Origin of the sequence: Halosimplex halobium, from assembly GCF_051414055.1 — an archaeon.
Lineage (GTDB): Archaea > Halobacteriota > Halobacteria > Halobacteriales > Haloarculaceae > Halosimplex > Halosimplex halobium.
In genome coordinates, this window is the sequence record NZ_JBLKNX010000006.1 from 47,097 (window position 1) to 63,571 (window position 16,475).

21 protein-coding genes are annotated in these 16,475 nt (G+C 70.9%); 11 read left to right on the forward strand and 10 right to left on the reverse strand.

Translation table 11 applies throughout. The features are described from left to right. Positions 1-90 precede the first annotated feature (90 nt). A complete protein-coding gene (locus ACMGFG_RS08165) occupies positions 91-234 on the reverse strand; it encodes a hypothetical protein (protein ID WP_436929845.1) in 144 nt (47 codons plus the stop codon). A gap of 114 nt (positions 235-348) precedes the next feature. On the opposite strand from ACMGFG_RS08165, the gene ACMGFG_RS08170 reads away from it, so the two are divergent. From ACMGFG_RS08170 to ACMGFG_RS08185, 4 genes are all read left to right on the forward strand, one after another. Further along, on the forward strand, positions 349-549 hold the full coding sequence (locus ACMGFG_RS08170) for a DUF7557 family protein (RefSeq protein WP_436929846.1): 201 nt from the start codon (positions 349-351) through the stop codon (positions 547-549). Continuing rightward, positions 546-935, forward strand: a complete 390-nt coding sequence (locus ACMGFG_RS08175; RefSeq protein WP_436929847.1) for a PIN domain-containing protein — start codon at positions 546-548, stop codon at positions 933-935. The genes ACMGFG_RS08170 and ACMGFG_RS08175 overlap by 4 nt, the downstream gene beginning before the upstream one ends. 127 nt (positions 936-1,062) lie before the next feature. Further along, complete coding sequence (locus ACMGFG_RS08180) at positions 1,063-1,356, forward strand: DUF433 domain-containing protein (protein WP_436929848.1); 294 nt, start codon at positions 1,063-1,065, stop codon at positions 1,354-1,356. A gap of 2 nt (positions 1,357-1,358) precedes the next feature. After that, positions 1,359-1,703, forward strand: a complete 345-nt coding sequence (locus ACMGFG_RS08185; protein WP_436929849.1) for a DUF5615 family PIN-like protein — start codon at positions 1,359-1,361, stop codon at positions 1,701-1,703. Positions 1,704-1,712: 9 nt separating this feature from the next. Here ACMGFG_RS08185 and ACMGFG_RS08190 read toward each other — a convergent pair whose 3' ends face one another. Further along, positions 1,713-3,470, reverse strand: coding sequence for a glycoside hydrolase family 97 protein (locus ACMGFG_RS08190; RefSeq protein WP_436929850.1), 1,758 nt, complete (start codon positions 3,468-3,470; stop codon positions 1,713-1,715). A 743-nt stretch (positions 3,471-4,213) separates the two neighbouring features. On the opposite strand from ACMGFG_RS08190, the gene ACMGFG_RS08195 reads away from it, so the two are divergent. The 3 genes from ACMGFG_RS08195 (at position 4,214) to ACMGFG_RS08205 (ending at position 6,241) form a co-directional block, all read left to right on the forward strand. Beyond that, positions 4,214-4,687, forward strand: a complete 474-nt coding sequence (locus ACMGFG_RS08195; protein ID WP_436929851.1) for a hypothetical protein — start codon at positions 4,214-4,216, stop codon at positions 4,685-4,687. 76 nt (positions 4,688-4,763) lie between these two features. Beyond that, entirely contained in the window at positions 4,764-5,417 is a 654-nt protein-coding gene (locus ACMGFG_RS08200; protein ID WP_436929852.1) for a PH domain-containing protein, read from the forward strand. After that, positions 5,414-6,241, forward strand: a complete 828-nt coding sequence (locus ACMGFG_RS08205) for a PH domain-containing protein (RefSeq protein WP_436929853.1) — start codon at positions 5,414-5,416, stop codon at positions 6,239-6,241. The genes ACMGFG_RS08200 and ACMGFG_RS08205 overlap by 4 nt, the downstream gene beginning before the upstream one ends. A gap of 53 nt (positions 6,242-6,294) precedes the next feature. Here the strand turns inward: ACMGFG_RS08205 and ACMGFG_RS08210 are convergent, their stop codons facing one another. Next, positions 6,295-6,528 carry a hypothetical protein gene (locus ACMGFG_RS08210; RefSeq protein WP_436929854.1) on the reverse strand — a complete coding sequence of 78 codons (234 nt, stop codon included), beginning with the start codon at positions 6,526-6,528 and terminating at the stop codon, positions 6,295-6,297. Between the two features lie 203 nt (positions 6,529-6,731). Next, entirely contained in the window at positions 6,732-7,670 is a 939-nt protein-coding gene (locus tag ACMGFG_RS08215) for a branched-chain amino acid transaminase (RefSeq protein WP_436929855.1), read from the reverse strand. Positions 7,671-8,003: 333 nt separating this feature from the next. On the opposite strand from ACMGFG_RS08215, the gene ACMGFG_RS08220 reads away from it, so the two are divergent. Beyond that, the gene (locus ACMGFG_RS08220) at positions 8,004-8,489 is read left to right on the forward strand and encodes a DUF3592 domain-containing protein (RefSeq protein ID WP_436929856.1); all 486 of its coding nucleotides are present in this window, start codon (positions 8,004-8,006) and stop codon (positions 8,487-8,489) included. A 182-nt stretch (positions 8,490-8,671) separates the two neighbouring features. Next, positions 8,672-9,679, forward strand: coding sequence for an SDR family NAD(P)-dependent oxidoreductase (locus ACMGFG_RS08225; RefSeq protein WP_436929857.1), 1,008 nt, complete (start codon positions 8,672-8,674; stop codon positions 9,677-9,679). A 27-nt stretch (positions 9,680-9,706) separates the two neighbouring features. On the opposite strand, the gene ACMGFG_RS08230 is transcribed toward ACMGFG_RS08225, so the two are convergent. From ACMGFG_RS08230 to ACMGFG_RS08240, 3 genes are all read right to left on the reverse strand, one after another. Then, complete coding sequence (locus ACMGFG_RS08230; protein WP_436929858.1) at positions 9,707-10,618, reverse strand: PhzF family phenazine biosynthesis protein; 912 nt, start codon at positions 10,616-10,618, stop codon at positions 9,707-9,709. 86 nt (positions 10,619-10,704) lie between these two features. After that, positions 10,705-11,619, reverse strand: a complete 915-nt coding sequence (locus ACMGFG_RS08235) for a class I SAM-dependent methyltransferase (RefSeq protein ID WP_436929859.1) — start codon at positions 11,617-11,619, stop codon at positions 10,705-10,707. A 76-nt stretch (positions 11,620-11,695) separates the two neighbouring features. Beyond that, on the reverse strand, positions 11,696-13,546 hold the full coding sequence (locus tag ACMGFG_RS08240) for a PAS domain-containing sensor histidine kinase (protein WP_436929860.1): 1,851 nt from the start codon (positions 13,544-13,546) through the stop codon (positions 11,696-11,698). Positions 13,547-13,764: 218 nt separating this feature from the next. On the opposite strand from ACMGFG_RS08240, the gene ACMGFG_RS08245 reads away from it, so the two are divergent. Further along, the gene (locus tag ACMGFG_RS08245; RefSeq protein ID WP_436929861.1) at positions 13,765-13,941 is read left to right on the forward strand and encodes a ribbon-helix-helix domain-containing protein; all 177 of its coding nucleotides are present in this window, start codon (positions 13,765-13,767) and stop codon (positions 13,939-13,941) included. Continuing rightward, positions 13,938-14,648 (forward strand): queuosine precursor transporter, encoded by a 711-nt coding sequence (locus ACMGFG_RS08250; protein ID WP_436929862.1) that lies wholly within the window; start codon positions 13,938-13,940, stop codon positions 14,646-14,648. The genes ACMGFG_RS08245 and ACMGFG_RS08250 overlap by 4 nt, the downstream gene beginning before the upstream one ends. Before the next feature lie 497 nt (positions 14,649-15,145). On the opposite strand, the gene ACMGFG_RS08255 is transcribed toward ACMGFG_RS08250, so the two are convergent. The 3 genes from ACMGFG_RS08255 to ACMGFG_RS08265 are packed head-to-tail and all read right to left on the reverse strand — an operon-like array spanning position 15,146 to position 16,474. Then, positions 15,146-15,697 carry a GTP-dependent dephospho-CoA kinase family protein gene (locus ACMGFG_RS08255; protein WP_436929863.1) on the reverse strand — a complete coding sequence of 184 codons (552 nt, stop codon included), beginning with the start codon at positions 15,695-15,697 and terminating at the stop codon, positions 15,146-15,148. 1 nt (position 15,698) lies between these two features. Continuing rightward, on the reverse strand, positions 15,699-15,899 hold the full coding sequence (gene spt4, locus ACMGFG_RS08260) for a transcription elongation factor subunit Spt4 (RefSeq protein WP_135365811.1): 201 nt from the start codon (positions 15,897-15,899) through the stop codon (positions 15,699-15,701). After that, positions 15,896-16,474 (reverse strand): DNA-directed RNA polymerase, encoded by a 579-nt coding sequence (locus ACMGFG_RS08265; RefSeq protein WP_436929864.1) that lies wholly within the window; start codon positions 16,472-16,474, stop codon positions 15,896-15,898. The genes spt4 and ACMGFG_RS08265 overlap by 4 nt, the downstream gene beginning before the upstream one ends. Position 16,475: the final 1 nt, after the last annotated feature.

The window sequence follows — 16,475 nt, forward strand, 5'->3', positions numbered from 1 at the left end:
CCGGATCGGTTTCCTCCCCGCCCTACTCGCTTGTGCTTCCGCCGGGGCCGGAAGCCCGACGCTCCTTGAGGGTGGGGCCTCCACCTCGAATTAGGTGAATACCTCGGCGTCAGCCAACTCCCCGGCGGTCGTGACCGACTCGCCGCGGTCGCGCAGCTCCTCGGCGAGCCCGTCCAGGAGCGTGGATTTCCCCGCTCCCGCCGTCCCCTCCAGCACGACGAACGTTCCCGTCATCGCCCGTGGGTGCGAGCGGACGGTGTATCAACTGCCTGGATCGATGGGAACGGTACCCAGGCGTCGACCGCGCCCGTCCCCCGGGCAGCGAAGGTTTTTGAACGATAAATTCACGTGAGCCGGACATCGATACCGGTCGACGAGGAGACCAAGGAGCGACTCGACGCCCTGAAGCGGGACGACGAGACGTGGGACGAGTTTCTCCAGCGGATCACGAGCGACCGGGACCCGATGACGTTCGGCGCCTGGGACGACGAGGAAGCGGACGAGGCGATGAAACACCTCCGTGACGGGCGGGAGCGCCCCGAGCGATGACGTTTCTCGATACGTCGACTATCATCCAGTATCTTCGCGGCGACGAGCGCGTTCGGGAGTGCATCGAGGGCCGCGAACCCTGGCTCACGTCGACGATCTGCGTCTTCGAGGTGATCAACGGCCGTCTCGGGAGCGGCGACACGGACATCGTCGCGATCCGGCAGGATTTCGCCGGCGTGCAGGCGATCGATCTGAACGAATCGATCGCCATCGAGGCGGCTCGGCTGCAGGACGAACTGATCGACGATGGTGACCGGCTGGCGACGGCGGACCTACTGATCGCCGCGACCGCTCGATCGACCGGGGACGAACTGGTCGTCGCCGACGGCGGTTTCGAGACGGACGCGCTCGAAGCGGTGATGCAGGTCACGAATCTCCGGGGGTAACGATTCAGCTGGGCCGCCACGGCCGATCCGACCACCGACCTGCCAGCGAACGGGAGGGCACCGATCCGGAGGGCGGCGTCCGTTGTCAGCGAAGGTTTAAATCCGAAACTGCCCAATTTCGAACCAGATGGCGACCGAACAGGTGAGCGGTATCGTCCCCGGTGAGGACTCCGAGATCCACGACGAGCCCCACGTGGAGGGGTCGCGGCTGACCGTCCGGTTCCTCCGGGAACAGGTCGAGACCCGCGGTCTCTCGCCAGCGTCGGTCGCGGACCGATACGACCTCTCGCTGGCGGACGTGTACGCGGCGCTCGCCTACTACCACCGCAACCCCGACGAGATGGACGCCGTCGAGAAACGGCGCGAGGAGCGGATCGCCGAGGCCGAGGAGCGGACGACGCTCACGCCGCCCGACGAGTAGCCGTGGGGTACCGACTGCTGCTCGACGAGAACATCGAGAACGAGGCGACCGACCGCCTCGCCGGAGCGGGCCACGACGCGGAGCACGTCGATTCGGTCCCGGAACTCGGCAAGGGGTCCGCCGACCAGGCCCTCGCCCGCTACTCCGTCGAGACCGACCGGACGATCGTGACCTACGACGACGATTTCATCGCCCGGTTCGGCCCCGAGGCGTATCGAGCGGTCCTGTTCTTCGAGGACGAGTCGGTCTCGGTGAGGGAACTCGTCGAGATAATCGACGCGATGGCCGACGTCTATCCGCACGCGGAAGTCGACGGGCTACAGAAGACCGGGCGCGAGTGGCTGTGACCGGGTCGCCTACCGCTCGAACCGTGCCGCGAACCCGCCGTTCTCGGGGACCACGACATCGAGGGCCTCGTCGCCCGAGACCGTCCACGTCTCAGATTCGAGCGTCCCGTCGGCTTCGTCCCGGACGACGTGGGCGGTCCACTCCTCGTCCGGGTCGGCGTCGCCGCTCGCGAGGAACGAGCAGTCGACGGTGACGATCCGCTGGGGACCGGCGGTGATGGAACCGAGGAACCACTCGCCGGCCGCGTCGCCGTCGTCGCGGGCGCGGCGGGCGACGGTCGCCTCGACGCCGGGGTGGCCGCCGACGAAGCGGGTCTCCTCCCAGGCCGCAGGGACGCGTCCCAGGAACCCCTCGGCTTCGGGTCGAGCGGCGTACTCGTCGATGGAATCGGCGAAATGCTGGAGCGGCGACTCGAAGACGACCGACAGGGCGAGTTCGTGACCTGGCGTCGTGTGGGCGGCGTCGGCGGAGAACGTGACGGGGGTGTAGTCCATCGGGCCGACGACGTTGCGGGTAAAGGGGAGCGTGCAGTTGTGCTCCGGTGTGACGGTGGACCACTTGTAGTACTCGGCGCCCATCACGCCCTCGTAGGTCATGACGTGGGGGTAGCGCCGCTGGAGGCCCGTCGGAACCACGGAGCCGTGGAAGTTCACGAGGAGTTCGTGCTCGGCGGCCGCTTCGGCGAGGTCGTCGTAGAACTGCATCCGACCCTGGTCGTCGGCGTCCATGAAGTCGACCTTGATGCCCGCGGCGCCCCACTCGGCCCAGGTCGGCAGGCGCTCGGCGCGCTTGGACTCGGTGTTCACGTCCGTCCAGTGGGTCCAGAGGACGATGTCGACCCCTCGCTCCGCCGCGTAGTCGACCAGGTCGGGCATCTCCGACCGGCGGCGGGGCCACCCGGCGTCGACGAGGACGTACTCCCAGCCACGGTCGGCGGCGTAGTCGACGTACTCGCGCTGGCGCTCGAAGTCGTCCGGGCTGTCGGACTCGGACCACCACGACCAGGCGACGCGGCCGGGCTCGACCCACTCGTCGTCGTACTCGGTGGGACCCGCCAGATCGGTCACCAGTGTCGACTCGACGATGTCGGCCAGGTCGCCCGTGATCGCGACGCGCCACGGCGTCTCAAGCGGGAAGTGGGCGTTCATCTGAGTCTGCGGGAGGCCGAAGGTGATCCCCGACTCCTCGGCGACGAGGCGGGCCGCGGCGTAGTCGCCGTCGGCGCCGGCCTCGGCGAGCAGGAGCCACTCGTCGTCCACCCGGAAGAGGCCGGGCGCGCAGTACTCCCCGTCGGTCTCGACGATGGGTTGCTGGCGGGCGCTGGCCTCGTGGGCCTCGTCGAAGGGGGTCAGCCACGAGACCGTATCCCGGGGCAGCGAGAGCGTCGCCTCGTCGCCGGTGTGCCGTTGCATCGCTGTCCCGGTGGCGCGGAACCGGAAGGCCACGCCCTCGGCGGCGGCGCGCAGGTCCACCGCGACGACGCCGTCGGCGTCGGGGTGGTCGTAGGTGACCGTCCGCTCGACTGCGCGGTGGCTCCGTTCGCGGGCCTTCCCCTTGGGGAGGGCGTACTCGTCGGCGACTTCCGTGGGACCGCCGACGGACACCGCCGCGCCGGTCCAGTCGACGCCGTGGAGCTGGCGGGCGAGCTTCCCGACGGGCAGTTCGGAGGGCGCCACGAGCGTCGTGCCGTCGCGCTCGACGGCGAGTTCGGCCGTCTCCGGGTCGAACTCGACCGCGTTCGCGTCGGCGGGACCGGTGAATCGCATACACGTGGGGCGCGCGGGCGTCGCAAAAAGTTGCGGGTGCCGGAACCGGTCGCCCGATCCGGCGGCGCGGGTGCCGGAACCGGTCGCCCGATCCGGCGGCCGAACGGTGTACTGGACTGTCGATGGCGTTCGGTGCGGGCGGAGGCTGTTGCGGTGAGCGGTCGCGGTGCGGTCGGCGTGCGCTGGAGCGCGCGTTCATGCGCGCGACCGTAGTCGCGCGAGGGATGAGCGACGATAGGAGCGAATCGGCTGGGGAGGTACGTGGCCCGTTGCGGTGCCGTGCGGGGCGGGTGCGGCGCGGTTGCTGTGCGGGGCGGTCCCTGGTGTCCGCGCGAACGTGTGAGCGCAGGCTCGGGAGAGCTTGCTCTCCCGGTGGACTGAAAGGGCGAGGCGCGCTCGCGCTTGCCTGGTCGGCTGAGCGGGCACTATCCGCGCGGTGCGAGGCGCTGTGCGCCTCGAAGCGAACGGTTTTGCCGTGAGCGGGCGGTGCGGAGAGCGCGGATATCACGCCTCAGCGACCGCGAGCGCGTCGAGGGCTTTCAGCGCTCGCTGTCGATTGCGACCGATCCATTTCAGAGCAAGCACGCCGAAGGGGTTCAGTGCTCATCGTCGAGTGCGGTCTCCCCGACACGACTTCGTTTCACGACACCACAAACAGAAACAACCGATACACTCGCAACACGAACCGACCGGACCGAACTGTCAGCGGAAAGCACTTGCCACGGGGGCTACCCACGCCGTGTATGGTGGACGGGTCGAGCAGACGAGGAGTCCTCCGGACGGTCGGCGTCGTGTGCGGCGGTGGCGTTGTCGCCGGCTGTGTGACGAGCGGCGACGACGGGCCGGTCGCGGGTGATCTGCTGATCCGGAACACGGACTCGGAGGCCCACACGGTCGCGGTAACGGCCGAGAAGACGAGCACCGACGACGACGCCGTTCCCCCGGAGCGCACGGCAGCGGCGCCGGCGGCGACGCCGCTCCGGGAACGGAGCGGGGAGTATCGGGTCACGTCCGACGACCGCACCGTCGTCTCGGAGTTCCTGCGGGAGCCGGGCGCCTTTTTCGTCCGGGTCCGGATCGAGGGCGGGGACCACACCGCCCGGGGGTGGATCGGACTGTACGAAGCCTCCGGCGGGGGCGTCGCCGAGGAGTATCTGGACGTCTCGATATCGGAGGGCGACCGACTGCGACTGTCCGCACAGGTCGCGGGTGCGTGACGCCCGCTCGCAGCGAAGGCCCACCGGAGCGGACGGTCCCGTAGTTTTATCTCGGCGACCGTACCACTCACGCGATATGACAGCCGAACACGAGTGGCTCTCGCTGGACCCGGACGAGGCGGTCGTCTGGACCGGGCAGCCGCGAGTCTGGCGGATCGCCGGCACGGTCGCCGGGGGGATCGCGGTGGCGCTGCTCGCCGTCGGCGGTGCGGCCTACGTCACCACGCGGATCCCCTACTGGCCCGGCGACCCGCCGGTGAACCCGGGACTGGCCGTGTGGGGGATCGCGGCGCTGATCGCCGCCTCGCAGATCGCCTCGGCCGGGTGGGCCTACCTGAAGGTCGAACACACGGACTACGTGCTGACGAACCGGCGGATCTACCGGAAGGCGGGCGTGCTCTCGGAGACGGTCACGAGCGTCGGCGTCGACCGCGTGCAGAACACGACGCTGCGCAAGGACTGGCGGGGCAACCTCTTCGACTACGGGACCGTCGCCGTCTCGACGGCCGGCAGCGGCGGCGCGGACCTGACGGTCTCCGATCTCGACGACCCCGAGGCGTTCCGCGACGCGCTGCAGGAACAGGTCCGGGCCGCGGGCGAGCGTGACGACGGGGACGGTGGCGACCGGGCCCCTGCCGCGGGCGCGCTCGACGACGCGACCGTCGAGACGCTGCTGGAGGAGGCCAGGCGACTCCGCGCCGTCGCCGAGCGCATGGAGGAGCGAGCATGAGCGGCAGTGACCCGACGGGCGGTGGGAGCGAATCGAGCGACTCGACGACGGACGAGGGGGGATCGGGCGATTCGCTGACCGACCGCGCCGCGGCGGCGGCCGACTCGGAGGTCTCGGAGTGGCTCTCCCTGGAGCCCGGCGAGGAGGTCGTCTGGGTCGGCGAGCCGACCAAACTTCGGATGGTCGGCACGCTCGTGACCGGCGTGGTCCTGATCCCCGTCCTGATCGGGGTCCTGATCCTCCTGTTCTCGCCGCTGTCGTACCTGGGGATCAAACACACCGACTACGTGGTGACCACCCGCTCGCTGTACGTCAAGCGGGGGATCCTCAGCACCAACATCGAGAGCGTCGACCTCGACCGCATCCAGAACACGGAGTTCACCCAGTCGTTCTGGGGCAAACAGCTCGGCTTCGGGACCATCGAGATCAGCACCGCCGGCAGCTCCGGCGCAGACATCTCCTTCGACGACGTGGAGGACGCCCGCGACGTGCGAGAGGAAATCTCCCGCGTCCAGCGGGAGGCCGGCGGGGGCGGCGGCCGCGACGGCACCGGCGGCGGCGACCGGCCGGCCGACCGGCAAGCGGCGAGCGCCGACCAGCTCGAGGAACTCGTCGCGGAGCTGCGGGCGACCCGCGAGGCGCTCGAACGCGTCGAGGCGCGGATGGCCGAGGGGTCGGACCGCCGGTCCGGTGGCCGGGACCAGCCGGTCGACGATCCGGCGAGCGCAGGTGACGACTCGTCGGACACGGTGGATTCGGCGAACTCGACCGGTGAAATCCCGGAGCGGAGCGACCCGTTCGGATCGGACGGCGAGCAGAACTGACCGGCGGTCACCGCCCGCGGTGGTCGACCGGCCGCTCGGCGGTCCGGAACCGGTTACTCCCGCGAGAGCGTCGCGGAGACCTCCTCGACGGGCTCGTCGCAGGACGAACAGGTCGACTTCTCCTCGGCGACGTAGACGTTCCCGCAGGCGGGGCACTCGAACAGTCCCGTCGCCGGGTCCGCCGTCGACTCCCCGTCGCCCAGGCCGTCGGTCGTCGTGGCGTCGTCGCTCCCGGCGCGCTCGCGGGCGTCGCTCAGCACGGACCGGAGGCGCGTGGTCAGGGGCATCGGCGACCCACCTCCGCGCGTGTCCCGTCCTCGCAGTCCCGTACGCGCCAGCCGTGACTCCCGGTGGTGCTCGTCTGTTGCATCTACCCCGACATCGGAGGCAAACGCCCCTGACCGTTACCCCTAATTGTTTACCCACCGCGCGCCGAAACCGGCGCGTCCACGGTCGAAACGCGCTCTCCGGCCGGATCCAGGGCCGACGCTCAGACGTAGGTGAACCAGTCGTCGTAGCCGTCCAGCCGGCCCTCGACGAGGTCGAAGAACTCGGACTGGATCTCGTCGGTGACCGGGCCCTTCGTTCCCTCGCCGACGACGTTGTCGTCGACGCTGCGGATGGGCGTGACCTCCGCGGCGGTGCCGGTGAAGAACAGTTCGTCGGCGGTGTACAGCTCCCCGCGGGAGATGGTCGCCTCGTCGTGGACGGTGTAGCCCAGGTCGCGGGCGAGTTCGATGGCGGTGCGGCGGGTGATCCCGTCGAGGATGGACTCGGCGAGGCCGGGGGTGTAGATCTCGCCGTCGCGGACGAGAAAGAGGTTCTCGCCGGGGCCCTCGGCGACGTTGCCCTCCTTGTTGAGGACGATGGCCTCGGTGTAGCCGTTGCCCTTCGCCTCCTCGGTGGCGAGCATGGAGTTGACGTAGAGACCGGTGGTCTTGGCGTTGGTCGGGATCTGGCTGGAGGCGTGCTTGCGCCAGGAGGAGACCATCACGTCGACGCCGTTCTCCAGGGCGTCCTCGCCGAGGTAGGCGCCCCACGGCCAGGCGCCGATGGCGACCCGCGTCGGGCAGTCGCCCGGGCTCACGCCCAGCGAATTGTAGCCGTAGAAGGCGATCGGCCGGATGTAACACGATTCGAGGCCTTCCCGCTGGATGAGTTCGACGGTGGCCTCGGTGAGCTCCTCGCGCTCGAAGGGGATCTCCAGGTCGTAGGGTTTCCCCGAGTCGTAGAACCGTTCGAGGTGTTCCTCCCAGCGGAAGATGGCGGGGCCGTCGACCGTGTCGTAGCAGCGGACGCCCTCGAAGACCCCCGAGCCGTAGTGGAGGCCGTGGGTGAGGACGTGGATCTGTGCGTCGTCGAAGTCGACGAACTCGCCGTCCATCCAGAGTTCGTCGACGCCCTGGAACATCTCGGGGCGCTCGCTCATGGGTCGTACCTCCCGGTGAGGGTCCCCGTCGGTTTATACGTTGTCGGTCCGCCGCCGGCGGCGTCGTCGACCGCCGCGCTGACTGGGTCCATAACCTCCGGTTCCGGGCGCGCTGTAAAGAGTGTTGACGGTCGCGTGCCACCGGGTAACACAAACAGCCACCGGGGTAACGGGAGGGGTTTTGGGCGAGCGCGCCGACCTTCCGGGGACGATGACCCTCCAACGGTCCCCGAACGGTGTGAGCGGAACGGGGCGGGCCCCGTGCCCGATACCCGGAAACACGCCCGCAACGACGGTCCCCGCGGCCACGCCCCCGTCCCGGGAGGCCCCGGCATGAGCGACGACTCGGGGCTCTCGATCGACGGGCCGGAGTCGCTGCGCGGGGCGCTGCTCATGGTGCTCGTCGGCCTCGCGGTCACCGGCTACGGCGGCTACGACTACGTCCAGCAGTCCGAGGCGGTGCGCGACGCCGTCGAGGTGGACGCGACAGTCGAGGAAGTCGGCGTCGAGACCGTCTCGGCGAGGCGCGGCGTCGACCACGAGCCGACGGTCCGGTTCAGCTACGAGTACGACGGGCGGACCTACGAGAGTACCAGCGTCTTCCCCGCGTCGATATCGCCGACCTACGACACGGAGTCGGCCGCCAGGTCCGTCGTCGCCGAGTACGAGGCGGGGGCGACGGTCACCGCCTACGTCGTGCCCGACCGGCCGGGCGACGCGTTCCTGAAGAACAAGACGACGAACACGCCGCTGCTGGCCGCCGGGTTCGGTGCCGTCTTCGTCCTCGCCGGCGGGTGGTTCGCGCTGAAGCGGCTGTGACCGCAGTGACGGTCGGCCCGCCGGACAGCCGGACCGCCCAGCCCGGAGCGGGCGGCGTGTCCCCCGGGAATCCGCGGCCCGGCCGTGCGAACGGACGCGAGGCGAGCGGGGTCGGAGTCGACGCCGAGTCCACCACGTCGACGCCCCGGGGCGTTAACTCGGTCCGGGCCGAACGCCACGCCATGACAGGCGGAGCCGACGACGACTCGGTGCTCGGCGAGGGACACGTCGCGCTCGTGACGGGGTCGACGAGCGGCATCGGCGCGGCGACGGCGCGCAACCTCGCTGCGACCGGGGCGACGGTCCTCGTCCACGGCCGCGACCGCGCGGCGGGCGAGGAACTGGTCGCCGACCTCCCCGGCGAGGGCCACGCCTTCTACGCGGCGGACTACACCGACTTCGACGAGGTACGGCAACTGGCCGACGCCGTGCGGTCGGACTTCGACCGGCTGGACTGCCTCGTCAACAACGCCGGCACCTGGCAGGGCGAGCGCCGCCTCGTCGACGTGCCGGGGGGCGACGAGGGGGTCGAGATGACCGTCGCCGTCAACCACCTCGCCACCTTCCTGCTGACGAATCTGCTGGCCGATCGCCTCGCCGCGACGGGCGAGCGCCGGGCCGAGGAGCGAGGCGGTGAGGGGGAACGAGCCCGGGGAGAGGCCGACCCGACCGCCGACCCCGCCCGCGTCGTGACGGTCTCCTCGGACCTGCACCGGCGGGCGGAGCCGGGTATCGGGGCCGCGACCGGCGACGAGGGGCCGAGCGGCGTCGCCGCCTACGCCCACTCGAAGCTCGCGAACGTCCTGTTCACGTACGAACTCGCCCGGCGGCTCCCGGCGGGCGTGACGGCGACCTGCTGTCACCCGGGCGTGTCGCCGTCGACGGGGCTGTCGCGCGACGGGTCGTCGCTCGCCGAGCTCGGCTGGAAGCTGTTCGGCGTCGTCGGGCGGCTGACCGGACGCGTCGACACCGCCGCCGAGTCCGCCGAGACGGGGACGTACCTCGCCACCGCCCCCGACGTGACCGGCGTCTCCGGCGAGTACTTCGACGACTGCGAGGCCGTCCGGTCGGCCGAGGCGACCTACGACCGCGACGCCCAGCGGGCCCTCTGGCGGGCGAGCGTCGAGTGGCTCGGCCTGGACGACGGCGAGGTCGTCGGCGCCGACGGCGAGCGGGCGCCGGAGGCGTAGGTTCGCGGCGGGAGCGGAGCCGGGCGGTCAGACCAGGTTGCCCCGGGCGACCGGCCGGACCGTGCCGCCGACCTCGACGACGATGCTCCCGGCGTCGGCGCTCTCGCGGGCGCGGAGGTCGAGCAGCGACGGCCGTCCCATCTCGTAGCCCTGTTCGACGCGCACGTCGACGGGACCGGTGCCGAGATAGCCGTGGCGGTGGAGATACGCCGCGAGGCAGCCGTTCGACGAGCCCGTCGCGGGGTCCTCGGGGACGCCGTAGTGGGGCGCGAACACCCGGACGGCGAGGTCGGTGTCGTCGCGCCGCGGATCGGGGCAGACGGCGAGGACGTTCTTCGCCTCGCGGTCGCCGGTGACGGCGTCGTAGGCGGCCCGGTCCACGCCGATCGACTCCAGAGCCGTGCGGTCGGTCAGCGGGGCGACGGTCGTCGGGAGTCCGGTCGAGACGACCTGGACCGGGAACTCGCGGTCGATGTCGGCCGCGTCGAGCCCGAGTACGGCCGCCAGGTCCTCGTGAGCGAGTCGGTCGCCGAACGTCGGCGGCTGCTGGGTCATCCACAGCGTCTCGCGGCCGTCGCGCTCGCGGACCTCGACGGGCACCCTGCCCACGTCCAGGTCGAGGACCACCTCGTCGGGCCGGCCGTCGGCGAGGTGCTCGCGGATGGCGTGGGCGGTCCCGAGCGTCGGGTGGCCGGCGAAGGGGATCTCCGCCTCGGGCGTGAAGATCCGGACCGGCCACGTGTCGGGGTCGCCGTCGCCGGACGACGGGCCGGACGCGGCGTCGGTCTCGACGTAGGTCGTCTCGGAGAAGCCGATCTCGGCGGCGAATCGCTGCATCTCGTCGTCGTCGAGGTCGGCGGCGTCGGTGACGACCGCGAGCTGGTTGCCGGCGTAGCGCTCGCGGGCGAACACGTCGACGAGGTGGAGGGGCTGGGGCATGGCTCGCCCGACGTTCTCGGCGGCGGCCGAAAGCCGTTTCCGTCGCCCGTCAACGACTGGCACGGCGGAGGTCGGCGACCGGGGACTCAGCCGCGGTCGGCGGGTTTCAGGAACCGCAGACAGAGGAAGTTGGGCGGTCCGTCGACGAACGGCTCGATGCGGTCGGGTTCTCGCTCCGCGAAGGCGTCGGTGACGCCCGGTTCGAGGACCCGCTCGACGAGCAGGCCGGCGTCGGTCGCGGGCTCGAACACCGCCTGCAGCGGGCGCCGGTAGAACGGGACGACGAACGGCTCCTCGTCGCCCCAGTCGCGGTCCGCGCGCTCGACCCGCCCGTAGGTCGCGCCGTCGGCGAGCACGTGCTCGCGCGCGCCGTACTCGGCGTCGACGTAGTCGCGGACGGGGTGGCTCGTCGAGACGACGACGCGCCCGCCGGGGCGGAGGACGCGAGCGAACGCCTCGAAGACCGACGGCCAGTCCGCGACGTGCTCCAGCGCGAGCTGACAGAGGACCAGGTCGAAGCTCCCGTCGTCGAGGAAGGGCAGCCCCGCGGTCAGGTCGGCCTCGTGGACCGGTACTCCGGTGTCAGAGTCGCCGAACCGCTCGCGCGCCCGGGCGACCATCTCGGGGCTGGCGTCGACGCCGACGGCGTCGGCGCCCGAATCGATCAGCCGCTCGGTGTAGAACCCGTCGCCGCAGGCAGCGTCGAGGACCCTCACCCCCTCAAGCGCCGGCAACAGCTCCCGGACCGCCGGCCACTCGTAGTGCTCGCGGATCGCCGCGCCCGTGATGTCCTCGTACCCCGGCGCGAGGTCGTCGTAGGTGTCCCGCGCCGGCGGACCGTCGGGCGGCCGGTCGGCGTTCCCGTTCCGGTCGTCCGCCTGACTCCGTTCCTCGCCGTTCGGTTCGTCTCCGTCGTTCCGGTCGTCCGCCTGGCCCGTCCGGTCGTTCGCCCGGTCCTCGCCGGCCGGTTCCTCCCCGGATCTCGCGTCGTCGTCCGCCATCGTGTCAGCGAATCGTCTATCGGCGTGATATACTTTCTCGGGGGCGGCCGGGAGCCGTCCCGGGGAGCCGGCGGCGCTACTCCGCCAGTTCGTCGCCGCGGGTGACGCCGGTGAACTCGAAGCGGGCGCCGCCGGCCTCGCTCTCGGTCGCGCGCACGTCCCACCCGTGGGCGTCGGCGATCTCGGCGACGATGGGGAGGCCGAAGCCGGTGCCGCCGTCCTCGCCCGTCACGCCGCGCTCGAACACCCGGTCGCGCACGTCCTCGGGGATTCCGGCCCCGTTGTCTTCGACGTAGAATCCGGGGTCGCTCTCCGGGAGCGTCCCGACGCGGACGGTCACGTCGTCGCCGCCGTGCTCGACGGCGTTGCGGAAGCAGTTCTCGAACAGGCGCCGGAGCCGGTCGGCGTCGCCCCGGACCGAGTACGCCCAGTCGGTCGCGAGCGTCGCCCCGGCGGTGTCGACGGCCTCCCAGGCGGCCTCGGCCTGGTCGCGACCGGTGATCCACTCCAGTTCGTCGATGTGGCTGCCCTCGCGGGCGTAGGTGAGCACCTCGTCGACGATGGCCTCGATGCGGTCGTGCATCGCCGCGACCTCCTCCAGTTCGGACTCGTCGCCCGTCCGCCAGTACAGGTCCAGCCGGCTCTTGGCGACGTTCAGCGGGTTGCGCAGGTCGTGGCTGAGGATGCCGGCGAACTCCTCCAGCCGCTCGTTCTGGCGGTCGAGCTCGCGCTCGCGGCGCTTCTGTTCGGTCACGTCGACGGTGACGCCGACGATCCCCCGGGCGCGGCCCTCGTCGTCGTACCACGGCGCCTTGGTCGTCTGGAAGAAGAGATCCTGGCCGTTGGGCGGCTGGGCGTGCTCGAGCCGGTCGCGGATCGGCTCGCCGCTCTCGACGACCTCGCGGTCGTCGGCCACCGCCTCGGCGGCGTTGTCCGCCTCGTAGAGGTCGAAGTCGGTCTTGCCCACCACGTCCTCCGGGGAGTGGAGGATCTTCCCCTCCGGCGACTCGATGAACGGCTCGACCACGTCCTCGCTGACGAGGACGTGGCGGCTCTCGGTGTCCTTGAAGTACACCGACATCGGGACGTGCTCGACCAGCGAGCGCAGCATCGCGGCCTCGTCGCCGCCGGGCGGGTCGGCCCGCCGCCCGGACGGCTCGGGCGCGGGCACGTCCGCGACGAGGTAGCCCGTCCCCGTGCGGTCGTCGACGAACAGGTCGACCTCGGTCTTGAACGCGGTCCCGTCGGCGCCGGTGCAGTGCCACTCGCGGCTCTCGTAGTTGCCGCCGCGGGCGCGCTCGACCATCGTCTCGACCGGGTCGGCGTCGGGGTCGATCCACTCCAGATGTTCCTCGCCGTCGGCCCCCCGGCCCTGCCCGCGCAGTTCCTCGGTGATGTCCGTCACGAGCAGGTCCCGGACGGTCGCGTCGGCCAGGTCCGCCGGCTCCCACCCCCACCGGTCGTAGAACAGCTCGTTGGCGTCCCGGAGCGCGAGCGTCTCCGGGTCGAAGGCGACGACCGCCTCGTCGGCGAAGTCCGCCAGCCGCCACGCGGTCGCCGCGGAGGCGTCCTCGGCGAGCCGCTCGACCTCGACCGGGAGTACCGTCCCGAGGTCCGCGTCCGGGTGGACGCGGGCGGCCCGGGCGTCGCCGGCCACCCGCTCGACGGCCGCCCGCGCCAGCCCCCCGGCGACCACGACGACCCCCACGGCGCGGTCGATCTCCCTGATCCGCTCGTAGTCCGCCACGCTCGAACAGACGAGACACTCGGGTTCGATGGTTTCCCGGTCGCCCCCGAGGCTGTCGATACCCCCCTGTTCGACGACCGCGACGGCGCCGTCCCCCGACAGCGCCGCCGCGAGCCGGTCGCGGTCGCCGCGGTCGCCCACGACCGCGACGCCGACTGGGTCGTCCCGTGTCTCCTGCATCGGCACCGTCTTCGCTCGGCCCTGTGAAATACTTCCCGACAGTACATTCCCCGGTGAAATGTGGATATTCCCACAGCCGTCCGGAGATCCCACCGACGCGACCGGGCTTCAACGCCGTCCGCCGGCGGCACAGAGGAAACCTGCTCCGCAGATCGGCCGGGTCGGGCGTCCCCCGGATCGAACCGCCTATATTCCTCGGCGAGCGCCTGAGTAATATCATGCCGAAGATCAGCGTGGAGGTGCCCCAGGAGTTGCTGGACGACCTCGACGAACACGTCGGCGAGGACGGGAAGTTCGTCAACCGCAGCGAGGCGATCCGCGCGTCGATGCGCAAGACGCTCGATATGCTCGACGACATCGACGCCCGGCAGGGCCGCATGGAGGAGGAGCGATGAGCGAGTCCCGCCCCGCGCTCTCGCCGGAGCAGGTCGGGCTCGTCGGCCTGTTCGTTACCGCCATCGTCACCGCCCAGTTGACCGCCTCGAAGCTGCTGATGTTTCAGCTACCCGTCGAGCTGCCGCTGGCCGGCGGCGCGCTCGTGCTCCCGGGCGCGGCGCTGGCCTACGCGCTGACCTTCTTCGCCTCGGACTGCTACTCGGAGCTGTACGGCCGCAAGGCCGCCACCGTCGTCGTCAACGTCGGCTTCCTGATGAACCTCGTCATGCTCGTGCTCGTCTGGAGCACCATCGAGGCGCCGGCCCTGCCCCAGTCCGCCCCCGGCCAGATCGACCTCGCGGCGTTCCGGAACGTGCTCGGCTCCGGCACCGCCATCGTCGTCGCCAGCCTCTCGGCGTACGTCGTCAGCCAGAACTGGGACGTGTTCGCCTTCCACTGGATCCGCGAGGCCACCGACGGCGACCACCTCTGGCTCCGCAACATCGGCTCGACCGCCACCAGCCAGCTCGTCGACACGGTCATCTTCATCCTCGTCGGCTTCGTCCTCCTCGGCTCGACGTCGCTGTCCGGCGCCGTCGCCCTCATCGCCGGCCAGTACCTCTTCAAACTGTTCGTCGCCGTCGCCGACACCCCCTTCGTCTACGCCGTCGTCGGCGCCGTCCGCTCCCGGGAATCGGCCTCCGCCACCGCCTACTCCCCCGAGTGAGGGTGCGTGTTCGGTTCTGTTCTGTTCGCTTCTGGTACTGTGGCGCGAGTGGCGTGACCCTCACCGCGGAACCATCGAGTGCTGAAAGCCCTCGGCCCGCTCGCGGTCGCTGAGCGACATATCCGCGCTCTCGGCACCGCCCGCGCGGATAGGGGTCGCTCAGACGACTGAACAAGCGCGAGCGCGCCTCGCCCTTTCATACGGATTATTGCAAGCGTTTACCGGGTCGACCGCACGCAGTCGTGCGACCGATCCCGGAATGTCTTGCAATAATCCGTATCAGTCCACCAGAACCGCACAGCGCTGCCACGGCACTGCAACCGCACAGCACCGCAGGGGTCCTCACACCTCCCCAGCCTCTTGCGCTCCGCGCGCCTACGGCGTGCGGTGCTCATCCCTCGCGCGATGCTGTCGCGAGACGAGACTCGCGACAGCGCGCGCCAGTTCGACTGTCGCACGGCTACAGGCGAAGCGAGGATGCCGAGAGGAACGGACAGTCACTCGCGGTCGACGTCGAGCGCGTCGAACGCGCGGGCGGGGTCGCCGTCCATGCGGTCGAGGAGGTCGACGACGCGGGCGCGGGTGTCGGCGTCGACTGTGACGTGGACGACGCCCTCGCCGGGTTGGCCGTAGAGGACGCTGGCGCCCGCCGGCGCGGCGGCGATGGCGGGCAGGGCGGCCAGGTCCTCCTCGCCGTCGACGCGGACGAGCGTCCGCTCGCCGGCGGCGAGCGCGTCGACCAGCGCGTCCAGCAGCGCGGCGGTGAGCGTCGCGGGCGGGTTCTCGATGGCGCGGACGCGGTCGAAGCGGTCGTCCGCGATCCCTTCGCTGACCTCGTCGTCGACGGCGGCGCGCTCGGTGCGCTCGTCGACGAACGCCAGGTCGGGGACGCGGCCCGCCTCGAGAGTGTGGTAGGTGACGATGTCGCCGACGGTGACGAGGGGGTCGCCGGCGGCGGCGAGAACGGCGGCCGTGTCGGTCGAGACGGGGCCGAACGGGTCTTTCAGCTCCGAACGGAGCGCGGGCTGGAGTTCGAGGACGACGGTCACGCTAGCGGACCTTCAGCGCGTAGCGGCCGGGCTCGGTGACGCCCATCTCCTCGGCGATCTCCGAGCGGTCGGGGTGGCTGATGACGACGAACCCCGCCCAGTCCTCCGTCAGCGACGACGACCCGCAGGCGACGCAGGTCTCGGCCTCCTCGGAGTCCTGCACGCGGTGGCACTCGCGACAGACTAGCCTGTCGGCCATCAGTCCTCACCCGCTTCCGCGGCGGCCTCGCGTTTCTGGCGCTCCTCCTCGAGCCAGCCGTGCTTGCCGAGCCCGACCTGCTTGGCCGTGAGGCCGATCTTCGAGTCCCGGGGGTTGCGCTCGTCGATGCTCTTGGTGACGATGCGCGCCCGGACGGCGTCGCCGACCCCCAGCGTGCGGTTGGAGTCCCGCGAGGAGAGCATCTGGCCCTCCTCGTCGTAGGCGAGGTACTCGTCGGAGATCTGCGAGACGTGCAGCAGGCCGTCGACGGGGCCGATCCCGACGAAGGCGCCGAAGTTGACGACCTCGACGACCTCGCCGTCGACGACCTCCTGCATCTGGGGGTCGAAGGTCAGCGCGTCGAACTCGGCGGTGAAGTAGACGCCCTCCTTCCCGGGGACGACCGCCCCCTCGCCGATGTCGTGGACGTCGATCACCGAGACGACCGAGCCGACGTCTTCGTCCATCCGTCCCTCGAGCTTGTCCTGCAGGAGCCGTTTGACCAGCCCCGGCGTCACGTCCGCCAGGTGTTCCGGCGGCACTTCGACCGTATCGCGGAGTGTAACCCGTTTGTACATG

What these genes read in the sequence shown, in the direction of transcription:
- ACMGFG_RS08240 (WP_436929860.1), bottom strand. Translation starts at nt 13,546, where the DNA reads ATGCAGGAGACACGGGACGACCCAGTCGGCGTCGCGGTCGTGGGCGAC.
- ACMGFG_RS08220 (WP_436929856.1), top strand. Translation starts at nt 8,004, where the DNA reads ATGAGCGACGACTCGGGGCTCTCGATCGACGGGCCGGAGTCGCTGCGC.
- ACMGFG_RS08225 (WP_436929857.1), top strand. Translation starts at nt 8,672, where the DNA reads ATGACAGGCGGAGCCGACGACGACTCGGTGCTCGGCGAGGGACACGTC.
- ACMGFG_RS08250 (WP_436929862.1), top strand. Translation starts at nt 13,938, where the DNA reads ATGAGCGAGTCCCGCCCCGCGCTCTCGCCGGAGCAGGTCGGGCTCGTC.
- ACMGFG_RS08230 (WP_436929858.1), bottom strand. Translation starts at nt 10,618, where the DNA reads ATGCCCCAGCCCCTCCACCTCGTCGACGTGTTCGCCCGCGAGCGCTAC.
- ACMGFG_RS08205 (WP_436929853.1), top strand. Translation starts at nt 5,414, where the DNA reads ATGAGCGGCAGTGACCCGACGGGCGGTGGGAGCGAATCGAGCGACTCG.
- ACMGFG_RS08180 (WP_436929848.1), top strand. Translation starts at nt 1,063, where the DNA reads ATGGCGACCGAACAGGTGAGCGGTATCGTCCCCGGTGAGGACTCCGAG.
- ACMGFG_RS08195 (WP_436929851.1), top strand. Translation starts at nt 4,214, where the DNA reads ATGGTGGACGGGTCGAGCAGACGAGGAGTCCTCCGGACGGTCGGCGTC.
- ACMGFG_RS08235 (WP_436929859.1), bottom strand. Translation starts at nt 11,619, where the DNA reads ATGGCGGACGACGACGCGAGATCCGGGGAGGAACCGGCCGGCGAGGAC.
- ACMGFG_RS08175 (WP_436929847.1), top strand. Translation starts at nt 546, where the DNA reads ATGACGTTTCTCGATACGTCGACTATCATCCAGTATCTTCGCGGCGAC.
- ACMGFG_RS08190 (WP_436929850.1), bottom strand. Translation starts at nt 3,470, where the DNA reads ATGCGATTCACCGGTCCCGCCGACGCGAACGCGGTCGAGTTCGACCCG.
- ACMGFG_RS08215 (WP_436929855.1), bottom strand. Translation starts at nt 7,670, where the DNA reads ATGAGCGAGCGCCCCGAGATGTTCCAGGGCGTCGACGAACTCTGGATG.
- ACMGFG_RS08200 (WP_436929852.1), top strand. Translation starts at nt 4,764, where the DNA reads ATGACAGCCGAACACGAGTGGCTCTCGCTGGACCCGGACGAGGCGGTC.
- ACMGFG_RS08165 (WP_436929845.1), bottom strand. Translation starts at nt 234, where the DNA reads ATGACGGGAACGTTCGTCGTGCTGGAGGGGACGGCGGGAGCGGGGAAA.
- ACMGFG_RS08265 (WP_436929864.1), bottom strand. Translation starts at nt 16,474, where the DNA reads ATGTACAAACGGGTTACACTCCGCGATACGGTCGAAGTGCCGCCGGAA.
- ACMGFG_RS08210 (WP_436929854.1), bottom strand. Translation starts at nt 6,528, where the DNA reads ATGCCCCTGACCACGCGCCTCCGGTCCGTGCTGAGCGACGCCCGCGAG.
- ACMGFG_RS08245 (WP_436929861.1), top strand. Translation starts at nt 13,765, where the DNA reads ATGCCGAAGATCAGCGTGGAGGTGCCCCAGGAGTTGCTGGACGACCTC.